At 47.6% G+C, this 19,806-nt stretch carries 16 protein-coding genes; 12 read left to right on the forward strand and 4 right to left on the reverse strand.

The window, feature by feature from the left end; all coding sequences use genetic code 11:
* Positions 1-26: 26 nt before the first annotated feature.
* The gene (locus ICL07_RS16155) at positions 27-308 is read right to left on the reverse strand and encodes a co-chaperone GroES (RefSeq protein WP_078667864.1); all 282 of its coding nucleotides are present in this window, start codon (positions 306-308) and stop codon (positions 27-29) included.
* Between the two features lie 324 nt (positions 309-632).
* Here ICL07_RS16155 and nusB point away from each other — a divergent pair, with 324 nt between their 5' ends.
* The 5 genes from nusB (at position 633) to ICL07_RS16180 (ending at position 3,512) form a co-directional block, all read left to right on the forward strand.
* Positions 633-1,562, forward strand: a complete 930-nt coding sequence (gene nusB, locus ICL07_RS16160; RefSeq protein WP_188089062.1) for a transcription antitermination factor NusB — start codon at positions 633-635, stop codon at positions 1,560-1,562.
* Positions 1,563-1,600: 38 nt separating this feature from the next.
* Complete coding sequence (locus ICL07_RS16165; protein ID WP_188089063.1) at positions 1,601-2,053, forward strand: DUF1573 domain-containing protein; 453 nt, start codon at positions 1,601-1,603, stop codon at positions 2,051-2,053.
* A gap of 35 nt (positions 2,054-2,088) precedes the next feature.
* Positions 2,089-2,436, forward strand: a complete 348-nt coding sequence (yajC, locus tag ICL07_RS16170; protein ID WP_246485080.1) for a preprotein translocase subunit YajC — start codon at positions 2,089-2,091, stop codon at positions 2,434-2,436.
* A gap of 92 nt (positions 2,437-2,528) precedes the next feature.
* Positions 2,529-3,128 (forward strand): dephospho-CoA kinase, encoded by a 600-nt coding sequence (coaE, locus tag ICL07_RS16175; protein ID WP_188089064.1) that lies wholly within the window; start codon positions 2,529-2,531, stop codon positions 3,126-3,128.
* 72 nt (positions 3,129-3,200) lie between these two features.
* Positions 3,201-3,512: a HesB/IscA family protein gene (locus ICL07_RS16180; RefSeq protein ID WP_188089065.1), complete on the forward strand. Its 312-nt coding sequence runs from the start codon at positions 3,201-3,203 to the stop codon at positions 3,510-3,512.
* A gap of 163 nt (positions 3,513-3,675) precedes the next feature.
* Here the strand turns inward: ICL07_RS16180 and secDF are convergent, their stop codons facing one another.
* Entirely contained in the window at positions 3,676-6,849 is a 3,174-nt protein-coding gene (gene secDF / locus ICL07_RS16185) for a protein translocase subunit SecDF (protein WP_188089066.1), read from the reverse strand.
* 217 nt (positions 6,850-7,066) lie between these two features.
* Here secDF and ICL07_RS16190 point away from each other — a divergent pair, with 217 nt between their 5' ends.
* From ICL07_RS16190 to ICL07_RS16205, 4 genes are all read left to right on the forward strand, one after another.
* On the forward strand, positions 7,067-8,281 hold the full coding sequence (locus ICL07_RS16190) for a serine hydrolase (RefSeq protein WP_188089067.1): 1,215 nt from the start codon (positions 7,067-7,069) through the stop codon (positions 8,279-8,281).
* Positions 8,282-8,307: 26 nt separating this feature from the next.
* The gene (locus ICL07_RS16195) at positions 8,308-9,033 is read left to right on the forward strand and encodes a DUF4397 domain-containing protein (protein ID WP_188089068.1); all 726 of its coding nucleotides are present in this window, start codon (positions 8,308-8,310) and stop codon (positions 9,031-9,033) included.
* A 225-nt stretch (positions 9,034-9,258) separates the two neighbouring features.
* The gene (locus tag ICL07_RS16200) at positions 9,259-10,452 is read left to right on the forward strand and encodes a pyridoxal phosphate-dependent aminotransferase (RefSeq protein ID WP_188089069.1); all 1,194 of its coding nucleotides are present in this window, start codon (positions 9,259-9,261) and stop codon (positions 10,450-10,452) included.
* A 108-nt stretch (positions 10,453-10,560) separates the two neighbouring features.
* Positions 10,561-11,082, forward strand: a complete 522-nt coding sequence (locus ICL07_RS16205; protein ID WP_188089070.1) for a DUF7935 family protein — start codon at positions 10,561-10,563, stop codon at positions 11,080-11,082.
* Here ICL07_RS16205 and ICL07_RS16210 read toward each other — a convergent pair whose 3' ends face one another.
* Positions 11,083-11,988 carry a M23 family metallopeptidase gene (locus ICL07_RS16210; RefSeq protein WP_188089071.1) on the reverse strand — a complete coding sequence of 302 codons (906 nt, stop codon included), beginning with the start codon at positions 11,986-11,988 and terminating at the stop codon, positions 11,083-11,085.
* A 94-nt stretch (positions 11,989-12,082) separates the two neighbouring features.
* On the opposite strand from ICL07_RS16210, the gene ICL07_RS16215 reads away from it, so the two are divergent.
* From ICL07_RS16215 to ICL07_RS16225, 3 genes are all read left to right on the forward strand, one after another.
* On the forward strand, positions 12,083-13,633 hold the full coding sequence (locus ICL07_RS16215; RefSeq protein WP_188089072.1) for an acyl-CoA mutase large subunit family protein: 1,551 nt from the start codon (positions 12,083-12,085) through the stop codon (positions 13,631-13,633).
* A gap of 68 nt (positions 13,634-13,701) precedes the next feature.
* The gene (locus ICL07_RS16220) at positions 13,702-14,589 is read left to right on the forward strand and encodes a class I SAM-dependent methyltransferase (RefSeq protein ID WP_188089073.1); all 888 of its coding nucleotides are present in this window, start codon (positions 13,702-13,704) and stop codon (positions 14,587-14,589) included.
* Between the two features lie 341 nt (positions 14,590-14,930).
* Positions 14,931-17,300 (forward strand): ABC transporter permease, encoded by a 2,370-nt coding sequence (locus tag ICL07_RS16225; RefSeq protein ID WP_188089074.1) that lies wholly within the window; start codon positions 14,931-14,933, stop codon positions 17,298-17,300.
* 202 nt (positions 17,301-17,502) lie between these two features.
* Here the strand turns inward: ICL07_RS16225 and ICL07_RS16230 are convergent, their stop codons facing one another.
* Positions 17,503-19,668, reverse strand: coding sequence for a S46 family peptidase (locus ICL07_RS16230; RefSeq protein ID WP_223151950.1), 2,166 nt, complete (start codon positions 19,666-19,668; stop codon positions 17,503-17,505).
* Positions 19,669-19,806 lie beyond the last annotated feature (138 nt).

Here is a 19,806-nt window from a genome sequence, read left to right on the forward strand (position 1 = left end):
TTTAAAATACACAATCCAGCTTGTCATTAAACGATAGCGAGGATATCAGATTCTCTCATGATCAGGTAGTCTTCACCGTCGATAGGCAGTTCCTGACCGGAGTATTTGCCATACAATACGGTATCACCTACTTTTACAGTCACCGGCTCGTCTTTTTTACCAGGACCGGCGGCTACCACGGTACCTTTAACGGGTTTTTCCTTTGCAGTATCCGGGATGATGATACCACCTGCGGTTTTCTCTTCAGCGGCTGCAGGTTTTACGATGATCCTGTCAGCTAATGGTTTAATACTTAATTTCTTAGCCATAGTAGTTTTTATTTAAAGAAAGTAGTTTGATTGGTGATTGCTCCTTGCCACGAGAATTATGCCAAGGCAATTTTATGGTCAAAATTGCAGATTGTAAATGCAATGCAGGCCTTTATCACTGACAAATCATGACAGCCCACAGGAAAAAATGGCAGGAAACCATTTTTGAATTTAGATATTTAGATATTTTATTATTTGTTTTTATAGCGAGAATCCCTTTGTTTCAGACAGGTCCTTTTATCAGTCAATGATCAAATGCCCAAATGATCAAATATCCAAATTTTTGTCTAGTTTTGCGCCCTTATACCAGTTCTTTTTTATACGATGATCAGTAGAAGAAATATCCGGGTAAAAGTAATGCAAACACTTTACGCCCTGGAAACGATGGAGCAAAGCACTATTAAGCCGGGCACGGCTACCAGACTTCTGAATGAGAAGCTGGATCAGACCTGCCAGATCTTTACCTACTTACTTTATTCAGTGGTACAGGTGGCGCAATATGCAGAAACCGATGCTCAGACGCGTGCTTCCAAACATTTACCCTCTGCCGAGGACCTGGCGGTGAACACCAAGATCGCAGGGAATGAATTCATTTACCAAATAACCAATGACAAAGGCTTTCAGGTAAATCTGGAACAGTGGAAAATGCGCCAGCTGACAGATACCGACCTGATTAGAAAGCTTTATAATATACTGGCCTCTTCCGACACGTACAAAGCTTATATTGCAGACGAGAGTCGCTCTAAAGCCGGTGAAAAAGAGATCCTGGAATATATTTATAAAGAGATCCTCTCCAAAAATGAACTGTTTATCCAGCACATGGAAGACAACTTCCTTCACTGGAGTGATGATGAGGAAATGATGAGCATTCTGCTGGGCAACTATTTCAACAAGCCGCATTTGTTCAACTTTCTGCAACTGATCAGCAAGGAAAAACTGGATTATGCAAGGGAACTGCTGCTGACGGTGATCGACAAAAAGGAATACTGCCTGGAGCTGATCAAGCCTAAATTACAGAACTGGGACCCGGAGCGTATTGCGGCGGTAGACATGTTACTGATGGAAATGGGCGTTTGCGAGTTCCTGTATTTCCCGACTATTCCCACGAAGGTGACCATCAACGAATATATTGACCTGGCCAAAGCGTACAGCACGCCGCAAAGTGGTCAGTTCATCAACGGTATCCTGGATAACATCCTGAAAGACCTTGAAAAAGAGTCGCTGGTACAAAAACAGGACCGTCCGAAAAAGTAAGTGGAAAGCAGTATTTTTAAGCAAAAACAACACTTTTTATGAAAACACTGCTCTGTCTCCTTACCTGTGGCGCCTTTTTGATGGCTGCCTGTAACAATAACAAGCCGGCACAGGACAATGCCGCTTCCGCCGGTCAATCTGCCGCTTCCGGCACTACTGCTGAGTCCGGCAAAGCATCTGATCTTAATTTTGAAGAAAAGGTGCATAACTTTGGGGACATCGCCCAGGGTGAAAAGGTGGAATATTCCTTTAAATTTACCAATACCGGCAGCAGCCCACTGGTAATTGAGGATGCCATCTCCAGCTGTGGATGTACTGTTCCTGAATGGCCCAAACAACCGATTAAACCCGGAGAATCCGGCTTTATGAAGGTAATATTCGACAGTCATGGGAAATCCGGCTATACCGAAAAGGAAATATCCATCAAAACCAACCGGGGAGGTGGTTATCAGGTAGGCCCTAAAATCCAGTGTAATATCATTACAAAATAAGCGCTGTATTAGGCAAACTTTTTAAATCAATTTAGATGAACATCATGAACATTTTACTGATGGGACCGGCACAAGGTGGTGCACAAGGCGGTAGCCCAATGGTTTCTATCCTGTTTTTCGGCGGTATGATCCTGATCATGTGGCTCTTTATGATCCGTCCACAAACTAAAAAAGCCAAACAACAGAAACAATTCATTGACAACCTGAGAGAAGGCGATAAAATCGTGACCATTGCCGGCATCCACGGTAAAGTGAAAAAAATAAACGACAACAACACCCTGATCATAGAGGTTAGTCCTGGTACCGCCTTTACAATCGAACGCTCTGCTATCAGCATGGAATACACTTCCGCTCAACAGCAGAAACCGGCCGAGACCAAATAAGCATCCTGAAAAATACGATAAAAAATCCCGGCCATTACGTCCGGGATTTTTTTTATCCTTAGTTTACATTATTGATTCAACCATCTGGATTTATGTTAAAGGTAGGTATCACCGGCGGTATCGGTTCCGGCAAAAGCACTGTCAGCAAGATATTTGAACTGCTGGGCGTTCCTGTGTATTACGCAGACGAACGTGCCAAAGATATCCTTGTCAGAGACCCCGAGCTGGCTGCTGCCGTACGGCAGCATTTTGGAGCAGCCACTTACGATGCCAACGGCGCCCTGAACCGTAAATACCTGGGCAACATAGTATTCAACGACAAGGACAAACTGGCACTGCTCAACTCCCTGGTGCATCCTGCCACCATCCGCGATTCCAACCTCTGGGCCAGTCAGCAAACCACTCCCTATGTGCTGAAAGAAGCTGCCCTGCTGTTTGAATCCGAATCCTTCCACTACCTCGACAAAATCATCGGCGTATATGCCCCTCAGCCCCTGCGCATGTTACGGGTGATGAAACGGGATAACGTTACCCGTGAAGAAGTACTGGCCCGTATGCATAAACAGATCGACGAAAAGATCAAAATGCGTTTATGCGACTACGTTATACAGAACGATGAACAGCAGCTGGTGATACCGCAGGTACTGGCCCTGCACCAGGAACTGCTGCAGCTCGCCGGTGCTGCCCGGTAAAGGTTACCTGGCGTATACCACCTCTCCTGCCGCTGCCTGTTTTTCTTTAACTTTGCGAAAAACAGCGTACCCATGACCAACAGCTTTACTGCCCCCCTGCAACTGACCGACAACGCCACAGCCGTATTAAAACAGCTGCTGCAAGGCGACGTGGAAGCACCCTTTCTGCGTATAGGCGTAAAAGGCGGCGGATGTTCCGGCATGGCGTACATGCTGGGTTTTGATGCCCGTCAGGAAGATGATGACCTGTTTGATATTGGCGGTGTTCCCGTGATCATCAAAAAAGCACATGGTATGTATCTGGTAGGCCTGGAAGTAGATTACCAGGACCAGGGCGATACACGGGGGTTTGTGTTTAATAAACCAACATCCCTCCAGGGCTGAAGCCCTGGGCTAAGATGTCGTTCAATTTCCTGAGGATGAAGCATCCATTCGTTTAGGAATGATACTATATTAAATCCGGGATGATGACCTGGTTCCAATAAAAAAGCCTGCTATTTACATAGCAGGCTTTTTTTGTCAAACATATTTTTCAGCTATCACTTACTTATTTGGTAGCGGGCGTTGGTTTCTTTTCAGCAACAGCAATCGCGTCGCTTTCGTTGGACAGCTGGTTTTTCTTGTCGAAGTCTACCAGTACCGGTGCAGCCACGAAGATGGAAGAGTAAGTACCGGTGATAACGCCGATCAGCATAGCGAAGGCGAAACCGCGGGTTACTTCACCACCGAAGATGAACAGTACCAGGATGGTCAGGAATACCGTGAGAGACGTCATGATAGTACGGCTCAGGGTATCGTTGATCGCTTTGTTGATCACAGTATCCCTGTCTCTGCCATGTTCGCCGGTTTTAAAGTATTCACGGATACGGTCGAATACGATTACGGTATCGTTCATGGAGAAGCCGATCACGGTGAGGATAGCGGCGATAAAGTGCTGGTCGATTTCCAGGGTGAAAGGAACGATATCCTTAAACCAGGAGAACACAGCCAGGGTCAGTAATACGTCGTGCAGCAGCGAGAAGATAGTACCGATAGAGTACTGCCATTTGCTGAAGCGGATCAGGATGTATACGAAGATTACGAGGATGGACAACACGGTTGCTTTTACCGCACCGGCGCGCAAGTCGTCGGAGATGGTAGGTGATACCGTTTGTGAACCGATCACATAGCGGGTGTTGAACACTTCCGGTGTAACGGAGGCTTCGTAGTATGGTTTCAGGCCGTGGTACAGCTTAGCCATTACTTCCTGGTCAACCGCCAGGCTTTGCTGCTCAATTTTATAAGCAGTCGTGATGCTCAGCTGGTTGGTATTACCAATGGTTTTTACAAATACTTCGCCATCAAATTCCTTCTTCAGTACGTTAGCTACTTCCTGTCTGTTGGTTGGTTTTTCGAAACGAACCGTGAAACTACGGCCACCGGAGAAATCGATACCGTGGTCGAAGCCATGGAAGAAGGAAGTGATACCACCGATCGCAACGATGATGGAGATGATGTAAGCATATTTACGTTTACCTACGAAGTCGAAGGCGGCGTGTTTAAATACTTTCCTGGAGATCGGCGTAAAGTATTCGAAGTGTCTTTTCTTGTTAGTCCACCAGTCGGTGATCATCCGGGATACGAGGATACCGCAGAACAGGGACAGGAGCAGACCGATGATTTGGGTGGTAGCAAAGCCGAGTACCGGGCCCAGACCGAAGTAGAACAGGATAAACGCGGTGAGCAGGGAGGTAACGTGACCATCGAGTACAGGTGCATAAGAGCGTTTGTAACCGTGGGAGATCGCGTCAGGGTAGCTTCTGCCATGCGTGAGTTCATCCTTGATCCTTTCGAAGATAATTACGTTGGTATCCACCGCCATACCGATGGTGAGTACCAGACCTGCGATACCAGCCATAGTAAGCGTAGCTCCGAGGGAGGCCAGGATACCGAAGGTAAACAGCAGGTTGAGCACCAGGGCGATGTTAGCCACCCAGCCGGCGCTATTATAATATACCAGCATCAAAACGAAGATGATGGCGAAGGAGATCATGAAGGATTTGGCACCGGCGGCAATTGATTCAGCGCCGAGGGTGGGTCCTACGATTTGTTCCTGTACAATGCGGGCCGGAGCGGGCATTTTACCGGATTTCAGGATATTGGCCAGGTCATTGGCTTCTTCCATGGTAAAGCTACCGGAGATAGAAGAGCGGCCGCCTGCGATTTCGCCCTGGATAGACGGAGCAGAGTAAACGATATTATCGAGAACGATCGCTACGAAGTTCAGGGTAGAAGGATCTTTCGGGTTGGCGGGAGACAGTTCACCGGTCAGTTTTTTCCATTCATGGGCACCTACGTTGTCCATAGTCATGCTGATTTCCGGCTGGTTGTCCGGACCAACGTCCTGACGGGCATCCACGATCCTTTCGCCGCCAACGCGGGGAGAAGGATTAGCCGGGTTTACTTTCAGCACGTAGATAGCCATGAGGCCATGTTTATCGTCTTTATTTTCCGGGCCGAACGCAAATACCGCGTCTTTAGGCAGGATAGCCTGTACAGCCGGCATGCGGAGGTATTGGCGGAAAGTGGCGGTATCTTTAGGCAGGATACGGCCGATAGACGGGCTGGGAACCAGGGAGCCGGACTGCGGGTCGATCATGGGGATCATGATAGCGAACAGCGGGTTTTGTTTCCGTTGTTCAGCGAACATTTGTTCCTGGGATGATTTAGTGCTGTCTTTTACGGTTTTACCGGTATCTTTTTTAGCCAGGTAGTCGCTCAGTTTACCTTCCTTGCTGGTATCAGCCGGGTTAGCGTTTGCAGCAGCGGCAGTAGCCTGGGTAGTGTCGGTGGCAGCCGGTTTAGCAGCAGCGCCGCCCTGTGCAGTCCTGATGGCTTCATTCATCGGGTTCAGCACATTCTGGAAGAATTCAGGGCTGTTTTTGTAAACTTCGCGGAATTCCAGGTTAGCAGTAGCCTGCAGGTATTTACGTACGCGTTCAGCATTGTCCACACCGGCCAGTTCCACAGAGATCAGACCTTTATTTTCATCGAGGCTGATGTTTGGCTGTGCCACCCCGAATTTATCGATACGTTTTTGCAGTACGATATAGGTGTTTTTGATGGCTGCATGAGATTCCTTGCGGATCATGTCCAACACCTGCTGGTTGGAGGAGTTGAAGTTGATGTCTTTCTGGTACGCGTTGGCAAAGATAGTCGCCAGACGGCCCTGGGGAGCAACTTCAGCGTATGTCTGCCCGAACAGTGTAACAAAATCGGCCTGATTGGTCTTTTTGCGTTCTTCAGCCAGATCCAGCGCTTTGTTAAATGCAGGGTCCTTGGATTGACCGGAGAGGGCGCGGATAACATCTTCCACACTTACTTCCAGTACCACGTTCATACCACCTACGAGATCCAGGCCCAGATTCAGTTCTTTTTCTTTGGCCTTGGTGTAGGTAACGTACCATGGGAACCCGGCAATCTGTTTACCGCTGGTACTGTCCACGATCTCTTGTCTTCTTGTTTTGGTGAATCCTTTCAGCGTGTCAGAATAGAAGCCCTGCAGTTCTTTACTACCGGGATATTTCTGTTCAGGTGTAGGGAATTGCTTGGCCACATCGGTCTCAGCCTGCCGCTCTATCTTCTTCTCATAGTTCCGCACCAAAAACGTGAAGGACAGTTGATACAAAGAGATAAGGATCAGTGCGATGGCAAAAAATCTTACCAGTCCTTTTAGTTGCATGTTGTTTGTTTCGGGTTTATAATAAAAAAATTTTAAGAGTTGCAAAGATAGAATTTAAATTGATATATTAAAGCCCTTGTTAAAAGAGGAGGAAAATCAATATACGATTGACTTTAAAGGCTTAGTGACATCTATTTTTTCTAAATCCGCGATCTTGGTTTTTTCCAGTTTTTAGGTATATTTCTTTGCTTTACACTCAAGTAATACCGACAAATATATGCAAACCCACCATTATCCGGCAACAGATAATTTCCCTGAGGCGTTGCTTAAAAGTCGAAAAGCCGCTGTGGCCAAGGTATTCAGGGATGCCGCCGCCCACCGGCTGCAACTTATTTACACCCGGATAGACCGGGATAAGCAGCAGGGGCCGCATTTTACTGACTTTCACTTTGGCATAGGGCGGGGCTGGTATTGTTATCCGGCGTCCACCGTAAAGCTCCCCACCGCTGTGCTGGCGCTGGAGAAGCTGAATGACCTGCAGATTCCGGGGCTGAACCGGCATACCCCCATGTTCACCCGGGCGTTGCCCGGTGTTAATCCGGGAGTACTGCATGATTATTCGGCAGCCGGCAAGCTACCATCCATCTCGCATTATATCAAAAAAATTTTCCTGATCAGCGATAACGATGCCTATAACCGGCTCTACGAATTCCTTGGACAAGAGCCACTGAACCGGCGTTTATGGGAATTAGGGTATACCGGCACCGAAATCCGGCACCGGGTAGGGCTGCCTCTGCATGCTGCGGCCAATATGCATACCAACGGCGTTTATTTCCGGAGCGGCCGGCAGTTGCTGTATGAACAACCGGAGCAGGCCAGTACCCTGCAATTTCCCCTGCGTCGGGACCTGGCAGGTTTGCAGCATATTGACCACCGGGGCAGGCTGGAAAAGGGTCCTATGGACTTCTCCCACCGCAACCGTTTACCGCTCAACGAACTCCACCAGATGATGCGGCAGCTATTTTTTCCGGAGGCTGTAACAAATCTTTCACAGTTCCGTTTAACGGAAGAAGATTACAATTTTTTGTATTGTTGTATGTCCCAATACCCGGGGGAATCAACAGATCCGGTGTATGATGAGGGGCAATACCATCCGGCTTATGCGAAGTTGCTGCTTTTTGGCGGACAGAAAACAGCCTGCATACCAGACCATATCAGGATTTTCAACAAGCCAGGCTGGGCTTATGGTTTTTTGACGGATACGGCTTATATCGCGGACTATGCCAATCATGTAGAGTTTATGCTCTCTGCCAGCCTGCTGGTGAATAAGGACGGTCCCCTGGGTGATGACCAGGAAGCCTTTGAGTCGATCGGGAAACCATTTTTGAAAGCCCTGGGCGAACTGATATATGAAGAGGAATTACAGCGCAAAAAAAAGTATCAACCGAACCTGGATCGTTTCAGGATACATCAGAGAACACAAATTTTATAAACACCATACTAAAAAACTGTGAGCTAATGCAGATCAAAAAAAATCGTGTTTGGGCGATGGCCGCCCTGTTGGGTGGAGTAATCGGGCTTTCATCCTGCCTGAAACAAAATGACCCGGGACCACAACGTATGAACTATACCGGCGCTATCATCAACGGCGCTTATCTGCCTTCCAACGTAGATATTTTTAACAACGGCGGTAAAATGAACTCCGGCGCCTACAAAACCGGTAACTCTGCTCCTTTCCTGGACCTTCCGGGCCTCAAAACCTTCTCTTTCCGTCAGCTGAACGGTGTTGGCCTGGACTCTGTTACCCAGCAACTGGACTCCCTGAAGTATTACACTATTATTACCTATAACGACGGGACTAAGAAATTTACTTCCCGCCTGTTCCAGGAAGATTTCAGCTCCCTGTCACAGTCCAAAGTGAACTTCCGGTTCATTAACCTGAGCCCGAATGCAGGCGCAGTGGATCTTTACATCAACAATAAAAAAGTAGCCGAGAACCAGCCGTTCTCTGTGAATGCGTCCTGGCAATCAGTAGATCCTTTCAGCAATTCCGTGGAATATTATGTAACCGTGGCCGGTGAAACCGCTCAACTGGTGAAAGGTACTTCCCGTCAGTCTTCCGGTTCTACCCAGGTAGCATTCCAACCGGGATACGCTTATACCATTTACCTGGCAGGCGCTAAAGACAGCACCGGTGATAACAAACTGCAGCTGTACTACCTGTCCCACACATCCAGCTACTAGTTCTCGCAAAGAGCGCTAAGGAGCAAAGAGCGCAAAGATTATATAAGAAGATTATATATAATTATAATAAAGGAAGCAAAGGAGCGGAGATCAAATATTGATCTTCGCTCCTTTGCTTCCTTATTTAAACTAAAAAACTTTGCGTTCTTTGCTCCTTAGCGCTCTTTGCGAGAACTAAGCGAGAATTTTTATGTAGGTTTGTTCCGGTCAATCCAATATTTAGATATGAATCAACTAGCAGAAAGGCTGTCACGGATTTCCGAGCCTCAAACCATTAAAATGGCCAAACTTGGCCGAGAGCTGAGAGCACAGGGCATAGACATTGTAGACCTGAGTATTGGAGAACCAGACTTTGATACGCCCGAACATATCCGCGAAGCCGCCAAAAAGGCGATAGATGAGGGATTTACTCACTACACTCCCGTAGCTGGCTATGCAGAAGTAAGACAGGCAGTGGTGCATAAACTGAAGCGCGATAACGGTCTTGACTATACGCCTGAACAGATAGTCGTGACTACCGGCGCCAAACAAAGCCTGGCCAACGTAGTACTGAGTATTGTAAATCCGGGCGATGAAGTGATCATCCCTACGCCTTACTGGGTAACGTACTCCGAACAGGTGGCGCTTTGCCAGGGTACCGTGGTGTTTGTGCCCAGCAGCATCGAAAACAATTACAAGATTACGCCTGAACAGCTGGAAGCGGCCATCACGCCGAAAACCAGGCTGTTTATGTTCTCCTCCCCCTGCAACCCTACCGGTTCTGTTTATTCCAAATCTGAACTGGAAGGACTGGCTGCCGTATTTGCGAAACATCCGCAGATCTTCATCATTTCTGATGAAATCTATGAATATATTAACTACGTCGGCAAACATGAAAGCATTGCGCAGTTTCCCGGTATGAAAGAGCGCACTATCGTGATCAATGGCCTCAGTAAAGGTTTTGCGATGACCGGCTGGCGCCTGGGTTACCTGGCGGCTCCCCTGGATATCGCCAAAGCCTGCGATAAAATCCAGAGCCAGTTTACCTCCGCTACCTGCTCCATTACACAGCGCGCTGCCATCACCGCCCTCACCGGCGAACTGACCACCGCTGAAAATATGGTGGCCGAATTCAAAAAACGGCGCGCTTACATACACGAGGCCCTGCAAACTATTCCCGGGCTGAAAGTCAATGATCCGGAGGGCGCTTTTTATATGTTCCCGGATATCAGCGCATTCTTCAACAAATCATTTGAAGATGCTCATATTAAAAATGCAGACGACCTCTGTATGTACCTGCTGCACAAAGCGCATGTGTCTGTAGTGACAGGTGTAGCCTTCCAGCAGCCCAACTGTATCCGTCTGTCTTACGCCACCAGTATGGCGAACCTGGAAAAAGGCGTCGCCAGGCTGAAAGAATGGCTGGGCAAACTGAAATAATTACAGATTACGAATTACGAATTTTGCGGCGGCGCCGCGATTTGTAATTCGTAATTTACATTTAGTTATTTTTTTATATATATTTGCGGCTCAAAATGTTCTGATAAGATGAATTCCCAACAGATGCTGTACCTGGCATTGACGATTGGCGCCGTTGCCGTTGTGTACATGACCGTTCGTGATATTTTTAAGAAAAAAAAGGCCGCACCTGCTCCTGAAAGTCAGCCGCAGACGGTCAACCCTGCCGTGCTTCCTCTTCAATTGCAGGCCTATGAGCGGTTGGCGTTGTATATAGACCGTATTACGCCGCAGAGCCTGATCGGCCGTATCTTTCAGCCGGGCATGAGTGCAGTGGACATGCAGATTGCGATGGTACAGAGCATCAAATCAGAATATGAGCACAACATTACCCAGCAGATCTATGTATCTGCCATGGCCTGGGAAGCGGTGAAAACACTGAAGGAACAAACTATTTCCGTGATTAACCAGGTAGCGGTGCAATTAGCGCCCGATGCGCCGGCATTGGAACTGAACCGCCAGTTACTGGAAGTGTTTATGCAGGCAGGCGAATCTCCCGCCGAGCTGACGGCCCAGATCATTAATGCAGAAGCCAAAAGGCTGATGAAATAATTATTTAGCGCTGATCACTTCATTCAGCAAATATCCTTTTCCATCGAACAACATGTATAGCGGCGGCGCCTTATACCAGGGCACGCCGGCTTTACGGGCATGTGCCTGGATATGCAGGTGCGGCTCCGTGCTGAAACCGGAGTTGCCCACGCATCCCAGCGCTTGTCCCTGTTTTACATATTGCCCTTCCCTTACCACCACGCTGTTCATTTTCAGGTGACCTGCAAAGAAGTAGCAGTCGGCCCCTTCCAGCAACACCTGGTTGGTATTCCTGGGTCCGCGGTCCATATTGGGCGGAATATTATCGGGGTTATCACCATAAGCCCTGCGAACCGTACCATCGCAGGGAGCATATACCGTATCATTGAAGATCCAGTAATCATCCAGCTTACGGGAGAATACGCTGGCTGCACGGCAGCCGCGGCTGTCCAGCTTCACGATGTCCATTGCATAAACAGCCCCACGCAGACTGAAATGAAATACATTGGAAGGTAATCCTTTGCCGCCCTGCAATACAAAGTAGTGGCCGGATTTCAGCGGAAACATGAGGTTCACCGTGCGCGGTGTACCGGTAGTACCCGTGAAATACAGCATGGTAGCCAGTACGAACAGGGCCGACAACAGCAGGTTAGCGCCTTTTTTCCAGGCGGGCAGCGGCGCGGGCATATGGCGGCGGTTGAAAGGCAACCACGCTATCGCTAACAACAACAGTATACCGAATACATATTTACTGTAGACAGACAGGTACACCCAGGTGCCATAGAGATACAGAAAAGTACCCAATGACAGTCCCAGCAACAATACCGGATAGGAGCGGCTCAGTGGCCGGCGGCCGGCCCGGTACAACAGGTAAAGGCTATAGAGCGCCAAGGCGAGGGTAATACATAATAACGACCAGGTGATCATAGTAAAGCCAATCTTTCTGCAAATATCAATAATTTTTCACCGGGGCGAAGTACCATAATATTTATGTAACATTGTAACCCTAGTTATAACCATCATGGAAAAGATTATTCAAACCGACTCCGGTATTATCATCGATCCGCTGTACACCCAGCCGGTACCGATGGACGAACAGCCTGGCATCTTCCCTTTTACCCGTGGCATTCATGCTTCGATGTATCGTGATAAACTGTGGACCATGCGGCAGTATGCTGGTTTCAGCACCGCCGAAGAATCCAACAAAAGATATCATTATCTGTTGAGTCAGGGCGTGATGGGCCTTAGTGTCGCCTTTGATCTTCCTACCCAGATCGGATACGACTCCGACCATGCCATGTCTGAAGGGGAAGTAGGAAAAGTAGGTGTAGCCATTGATTCACTCGACGATATGGAAATCCTGTTTAAAGGTATCTCCCTGGAACAGATCTCCACCTCCATGACCATCAATGCCACCGGGTTTATCCTGCTGGCGCTTTATATTGCCCTTGCCAAAAAGCAGGGCGCCGATCTGAAAAAGATTTCCGGTACCATCCAGAACGATATCCTGAAGGAATATGCCGCCCGCGGCACCTTCATTTATCCGCCTAAACCTTCCATGCGGCTTATTACCGATATATTCGACTACTGCAGCCGGGAAGTGCCCAAGTGGAACACCATTTCCATTTCCGGTTATCATATCCGGGAAGCCGGCGCTAATGCCGTACAGGAACTGGCTTTCACCCTCTCTAACGGTAAAGCCTATCTGAAAGCCGCCCTGGAAAAAGGACTTGACATCAACGTATTTGCCAAAAGGTTGTCTTTCTTTTTTAATGCGCACAACCATCTCTTTGAAGAAGTGGCCAAATTCCGCGCCGCCCGCAGGATGTGGGCTCATATCACCAAAGAGCTGGGCGCTACAGACCCTAAAGCGCAGATGCTGCGTTTTCACACACAAACCGGAGGCAGTACCCTTACCGCCCAGCAGCCACACAACAACATTGTACGCGTAGCCATACAAACGCTGGCCGCTACCATGGGCGGCACACAGTCGCTGCATACCAACGGATACGACGAAGCCCTCTCCCTGCCCACCGAAGAGGCGGCCCGCATCGCTTTGCGTACCCAGCAGATCGTGGGTTATGAAAGCGGTGTAGCCGACACCGTAGATCCGCTGGCAGGCTCTTATTACGTGGAAGCGCTGACCAACGAAGTAGAAAACCGGGCCTGGGACCTCATCCACAAAATTGATGCGATGGGTGGTGCCGTCAGCGCCATTGAACAAGGTTTTATACAGGATGAAATCGCGCGAAGCGCGTATAAATATCAGCAGGAGGTAGAAAACAATGAAAAAATTATTGTGGGTGTCAACAAATTTGTGGCAGCCGATAATCAGCCTCCGGAAGTATTCCGCATCGACGACAGCATTCGCCAGATGCAGTCCGACCGGCTGAAAGCCCTGCGTGCCCGTCGTGATAATGACGCCGCAGAACAATGTCTGCAGCGTATCCGGGAGGCGGCGCAAACCACCGAAAACCTGATGCCGCTGGTCGTTACCGCGGTTGAAAATTATTGCACCTTAGGTGAAATTGCGGATGCACTTCGTCAGGTATGGGGAGAATATAAAGCATAACTTATCGAATTCGTTCACTTTTTATTCATAATTGATATTTATTTTTGGGGTCTAAAAAAAATTAACACTTGATCTATTACAATAGCTGTCCGCTTTGTGGTTCATCACAAATTCATGAAGCACTTACCGCTAAAGACTACACTGTATCCAAAGAAACATTTGCCATATTCCATTGCGGGGGTTGTGGCGGCCGTTTTACGCAGAATGTGCCGGACAATCAGCAAATAGGCCGGTATTACCAATCGCAGGAATACATTTCCCATTCTGAAACCCGCCAGGGACTCATCAACCGTTTATACCACAGTGTCCGTAAGATAACGCTGCGTTCCAAACAAAACTGGGTACGTAATGCTGCCGGTATAAAACAGGGGAACCTGTTGGATATAGGTTGCGGTACCGGCGCTTTCCTGCACTACATGCAGGTAGGCGGATGGACAGTTACCGGCCTTGAACCCGATGAAAACGCGCGTCACAATGCCAAAACACTTTACAATATAGATCCGCTTCCGATCGATCAGCTTTTTCAGTTGCCCCAACAACAGTACGATGCCATCACCATGTGGCATGTACTGGAACATGTGCATGAGCTGCATCGTTACCTGGACCGTATCCGGGAGCTGCTGAAACCTGGTGGCGCCCTGTTGATAGCGGTTCCCAACTATACGTCTTCCGACGCAGCACATTACGGTGAGTATTGGGCCGCCTACGATGTACCCCGTCACCTGTATCACTTCTCTCCTGCCGCTATGGAAAAGCTGCTGGGTCAGCACCAGATCAAACTGGTAAAAAAACATCCGATGGTATTCGATGGTTTTTATGTAAGCCTGCTGAGTGAGAAATACAAAACCGGCAAAAGCCGGCTGCTGGCTGGTTTCTTCCATGGTTTCCGTTCTTATCGGAAAGGACTGAAAAGAGTGGACCAGTGCAGTTCTATCGTATATGAGTGTAAGTTATAAACGTTTAACAGGTAGCCGTTCTAACGCGGGCGGCTATCTGTTGTTTGTATAGACCGGCAAACCTTTCTGGAAAGCGGTCTGGAAAATAAAAACTGTTGGGAGGGGCATGACGACACGGAACGTTATCACCGGTTCAAAATACTATCCAGGAGAATAAAAAGAATCGATGACCCTGTTTATCATCTATATCATCCACGAGGGACCAATTCCCAGCCTTTAAGTGCCGAAACTGAAATCTATAGCCGAAAAGAATATTTAAAATCTGTTCGTTACCGGCAGTAGATCTGTGGGAAATACATCAACCAGTTTTCATGGGGTATTCATCATTCAAACAAACAACCATGATCAGGAACTATTTTAAGACGGCATTAAGAAATTTATGGAAAAACAAGTTGTATACCTTTGTTAACATCTTCGGGCTTGGCATAGGAATAGCATCCTGCCTGCTGATTGTAATTTACATTTTCCATGAATACAGCTATGATAAATTCCATAAGCATGCGTCAAACATCTATATGATGTATGGCGAGCTAAGGATGGGTGAAAACAATATTCTTCTCCCTGAGGTCAGCTATCCTACCGGTGATATTGTACAAAAAAACTTTCCCGACGTTATCTCATTTGTACGTGTTAAACAAATAGAAAAGCCGGTAGCATTGGGCGTTTCCAACTCAGCCACGAATTTTTTTGAATCCAACATCATCTTTGCTGACCCTGCTTTCTTTAATATCTTTTCTTTTCCGTTGTTATCGGGTAACCCTGCGACAATATTAAACGCCCCCTTCAAAATAGTTATCAGCAAGCGGGCAGCCCGAAAATATTTCGGGAATGAAACACCTGTTGGAAAAACATTACAGTATGACAAGCATATCACCTTTGAAATAACCGGGGTTGCAGACACCCCTCCTTCCAACTCCAGTATAGACTTTGATTTTGTTGGTTCTCTCTCCAGTCTCCGGCAACTGGAGCAGTATCAATCGGCCTTCGGGCAGCAGGGAATTGGCTTGGGCGGATTTAAGACTTATTTTTATATCAACCCTGACAAGGTAGCGAAAACGGAAAAAAATATTAACCAGCTGGTATTCCAAACTGATCATGAAAACCCTGCAAAGTTCCATCTCATGCGGTTTGCTGATGGTCATCTCTATCTCAATTTTGGCGACATCTCCAATATAAAATATCTGAAAATTTTCTCGCTCATATCAGCGGTGATATTGCTGTTGGCGATCATCAATTATATCAGCCTGGCTATTACCGCCTATACGTCCCGGACCAAAGAAATTGGCATCCGGAAAGTTATTGGCGCCGGTAGATCCGGTATTGCATGGCAGTATTATACAGAGTCAGCCTTAAATGTATCATTTGCCTGTATGATCGGTTTTACTGTTTTTGTTTTGATACTTCCCCATTTCTACCGGCTGCTGGATTTAAAAATATCCGCGTCCTTTTTCCTGGAACCTATTGTTCTGGGAGGGTTGTTGTTAATTCCTCTTATCACCATTCTGCTTTCGGGGAGTTATCCTGCATTGGTATTATCCTCCCTGCTGCCGGTAGACGCCTTATACAAAAGAAGTAACAAGGTTCACAACGGGCGTATGATCAGAAAAACATTCGTCACACTTCAATTTGTTATCTCAGCGGTACTCATCATTTTCTGCATTGTTATGAACAAACAATTGCATTATATGAAGAACGCAGACACCGGCATTAACATGAATAATTTGGTGATGGTTCCTTTTGGGAAAGAAATTAACCAGCATTACACTTCCGTAAAAGAACAATTATCCGGTATAAACGGCGTACAAGCGGTATCTGCAGCTGGTTATCAGATGTATGGGGGATATGATATGAGCTTTGCAAAAATGGGCCAGAATGATGCATTTGTATCTATCCCGACGCTTCAGATTGACTCGTCTTTTATTTCCTTACTGCAATTGAAGTGGAAGTTTCGTCCCTCCGGGAGCTTTCACAATAATACCATCGTCATTAATGAGGCTGTTATCGCAAAATTAAAGCTCGCTGACAATCCGGTTGGAAGCCGCATTATCATTAACGACCAGGATTTTTTCGTTGGCGGCGTATTAAAAAACTTTCACTTCGCCTCTATGCAGTCTCCGATTGACGGCTTGTTTTTCAACATCCGTAACGATAGTTCAATGATGTGGAGCCCATATACAGATGGTTGCTTTTATATCCGGCTGCACAATGGCATCGATGCCGGACAGGTTATCCGGCAAATCAATTCGATTTATAATGCATATGAGACTAATATACCTTTCCAATATCAATACTTATCGACTGTGTTTAAAGACCTTTATAAGTCAGAAGACCGCCTGATCAGTATTATCACCTTTTTTACAGTACTGGCCATCGTTGTGGCTTCACTCGGATTGCTGGCGCTAGTCATTTTCACGACCCAGTTACGGACCAGGGAAGTAAGTATCCGGAAGATTATGGGGGCAGACGCCAATGCCATCATCCGGTTACTGTTACTGAATTTTCTGCAACCAGTATTAATAGCCATTTGTCTGGCTACCCCCCTGGCTTTACTTATCATTCGAAGATGGCTGGAGAACTTCGCGTTCATTATTACCGTAAAATGGTACTACTTTATGGAAGCATATGCGATTATACTGGTAATAGCGCTGCTTACCATCGGATACACTTCTGTAAAAGCCGCCCTCGTTAATCCATTAAAAAATCTAAACTAGCCTCCATGAGGTTCTCCTCAAAATTTCCTTTTTTCTGGCAAACGAACCGGATGGATTGCGGCCCTGTGTCTTCGGATGATTGCCTATGATAGCTTTACTGGTTTCATCAACCAGGATGACCTTTGCAAGCTAGATCATACCTCATAACAAAAAGGCCCGCAGCTAATCGCTGCGGGCCTTTTTATTTATCATTACACCAGTGTTATTTCACCAGTTTCATTTCATCAATAAGGCGGGTACAGCCGGCGTATTTATCCACGATAAACAGCACATAACGGATATCCACCATAATGTTGCGGCAAATAGACGGATCGTAGTTGATATCGCTCATCGTACCTTCCCAGGTACGGTCGAAGTTAAGACCAATCAGGTGCCCGTAGGCATCCAGCGCAGGGCTGCCGGAATTACCGCCGGTAGTGTGGTTGCTGGCGATAAAACATACCGGCATACGGCCGTTTACACCATAGCGGCCATAGTCTTTGTTTTTATGCAATTCAATGAGTTTAGCGGGCACATCGAATTCGTAATCGCCGGGAATGTATTTCTCCATAACTCCGTCGAGGTAGGTGTAGAAATCATAGTGAATGGCATCGCGGGGGCTGTAGCCATCTGCTTTGCCGTAGGTTACACGCAGGGTGCTGTTGGCATCCGGGTAAAAACGTTTTTTAGTTGCCATTACATCCATCTGCGCCTGCATGTAGGTGCGTTGCAGGTTATTGATGCTGTTTTGCAGATCGCTGACCGGTTTGCTGACATTATCCACAAAACCTTTACGCATGGCCATGATCAGGCGTGTACCCGGATCTTTCCACATCTGGGCCACCACCGCGTTGTAGGGTTGTTGCACAAATGCTTTGAGTTTTTCCAGGGAAGTGAGGCCTGAACCATTATAGATTTTATCTGCCAGTGCACGGCTGTCGTTATTGCTTTCGCCGCAGATCTGTGCATATTCCGTACCGGCGTACTGTTTAGGAACGCCTTTAGCGTAGATATCCAGCAGTTTAACCGCCACGTCGTGGTCTACCTGTGCATTGTAATTTTTATAAAACGACTGCATAGATTCCAGGAATTGCTGGCGCAGGGCTTCGTATTGTCCTTCGCCTTTGTCGCGTACTTCTCCGAGGAAACTGATGAGGCGGTCGCCGGCGGTGAACAGCTCCACGTTTTTCACCAGTTCACTGTAGTAGTCCCTGGTTTGAGCGTAGGGCCGTATGCGGCGGTACATTTCATTGAGGGAATCCAGCACACCGCTATATTTCACTTTCTGTTCCGCGTTAGCATCCAGCAGTTCGCGGTAGGTAGCTTCGTAGCGTTCCCTTTTTTCGATGCCACGGGTTTGTTTAACGCCCAGCATCTCGCCTTTCCATTTTTTCCAGGCATTGGCAGTGCTGGCGTATTTGGCAGCATACTGAATTTTGATTTGTTCATCTTTGCGCATATAGCCGTCAATTACTTCCAGGGCGGCATCGCGCATACCTACTTTGGCGGGATCGAGCGCTTCAACGGTCAGTTTCACCGCTTCAGAAGGCAGGTATTCGTTGGTACGGCCGGGGAACCCGAGTACCATGGTAAAGTCGTTTTGTTTCACGCCCTTCAGGGAGATAGGCAGGAAATATTTCGGTGACAGCGGCACGTTATCCTGTGAATAGGGCGCCGGGCGGCCATCTTTTCCGGCATAGATGCGGAACATGGAGAAGTCGCCGGTATGACGGGGCCATACCCAGTTATCGGTATCGGAACCGAATTTGCCGATAGAAGAAGGCGGCGTACCTACCAGGCGTACGTCGTTGAACGTTTCCGTTACGAACAGGAAATACTGGTTGCCTTCATAAAAAGGCTTCACCATCGTTTCCTGCCAGGATTCCTTACGGGCGTTCTGACGGATTTCGTTGAGGCGTTTATCGATGGCTGACTGGCGGTCGCGCTCGCTCATGCCGGGTTTAACATCCTGCAGGGCAGCTTTGGTAACATCATCGATACGCACGATGAAAGTTACAAAGAGGCCGGGGTTGGACAGTTCTTCCGATGCTGTTTTAGCCCAGAAACCATTTTGCAGGAAGTTGTTTTGCAGGGAGGAGTGTTTCTGAATAGACTCATAACCGCAGTGGTGGTTGGTGAGGATAAGCCCTTGTGAAGAGATCACCTCTGCTGTACAAAAGCCGCCGAAGCTGACGATCGCGTCTTTCAGGCTGCCTTTGTTGATGTTATAAATATCCGACGCATTGATTTTCATTCCCATTCCCTTCATCTCTTTCTCATTGAGTCCGGACAGCAGTTGTGGTAACCACATTCCTTCCGTGGCATAAGTCAGCTGAGACAGTAGCAGGAGCACTGCTATAGCCAGCGGCTTCACGATTCGTTGCAACATATCTGATATTCTTTTTATAGAACCGGCAATTTACTACAATTCGGGGAGGCGAGGAAAGATAAACCTGTGTTTCTGCGGATTCATCGAGATAAAGGCGGTGTTGACAGAGATGCAGTGCGATAAACAGGGGAATTGGCG

The organism is Chitinophaga qingshengii, from assembly GCF_014529935.1.
Taxonomy (GTDB): Bacteria; Bacteroidota; Bacteroidia; order Chitinophagales; family Chitinophagaceae; genus Chitinophaga; species Chitinophaga qingshengii.

Bases quoted from the DNA above. Each gene is read 5' to 3' on its own strand.
- ICL07_RS16155 (WP_078667864.1), bottom strand. From the start codon at position 308: ATGGCTAAGAAATTAAGTATTAAACCATTAGCTGACAGGATCATCGTA.
- nusB (WP_188089062.1), top strand. From the start codon at position 633: ATGATCAGTAGAAGAAATATCCGGGTAAAAGTAATGCAAACACTTTAC.
- ICL07_RS16165 (WP_188089063.1), top strand. From the start codon at position 1,601: ATGAAAACACTGCTCTGTCTCCTTACCTGTGGCGCCTTTTTGATGGCT.
- yajC (WP_246485080.1), top strand. From the start codon at position 2,089: ATGAACATCATGAACATTTTACTGATGGGACCGGCACAAGGTGGTGCA.
- coaE (WP_188089064.1), top strand. From the start codon at position 2,529: ATGTTAAAGGTAGGTATCACCGGCGGTATCGGTTCCGGCAAAAGCACT.
- ICL07_RS16180 (WP_188089065.1), top strand. From the start codon at position 3,201: ATGACCAACAGCTTTACTGCCCCCCTGCAACTGACCGACAACGCCACA.
- secDF (WP_188089066.1), bottom strand. From the start codon at position 6,849: ATGCAACTAAAAGGACTGGTAAGATTTTTTGCCATCGCACTGATCCTT.
- ICL07_RS16190 (WP_188089067.1), top strand. From the start codon at position 7,067: ATGCAAACCCACCATTATCCGGCAACAGATAATTTCCCTGAGGCGTTG.
- ICL07_RS16195 (WP_188089068.1), top strand. From the start codon at position 8,308: ATGCAGATCAAAAAAAATCGTGTTTGGGCGATGGCCGCCCTGTTGGGT.
- ICL07_RS16200 (WP_188089069.1), top strand. From the start codon at position 9,259: ATGAATCAACTAGCAGAAAGGCTGTCACGGATTTCCGAGCCTCAAACC.
- ICL07_RS16205 (WP_188089070.1), top strand. From the start codon at position 10,561: ATGAATTCCCAACAGATGCTGTACCTGGCATTGACGATTGGCGCCGTT.
- ICL07_RS16210 (WP_188089071.1), bottom strand. From the start codon at position 11,988: ATGATCACCTGGTCGTTATTATGTATTACCCTCGCCTTGGCGCTCTAT.
- ICL07_RS16215 (WP_188089072.1), top strand. From the start codon at position 12,083: ATGGAAAAGATTATTCAAACCGACTCCGGTATTATCATCGATCCGCTG.
- ICL07_RS16225 (WP_188089074.1), top strand. From the start codon at position 14,931: ATGATCAGGAACTATTTTAAGACGGCATTAAGAAATTTATGGAAAAAC.
- ICL07_RS16230 (WP_223151950.1), bottom strand. From the start codon at position 19,668: ATGTTGCAACGAATCGTGAAGCCGCTGGCTATAGCAGTGCTCCTGCTA.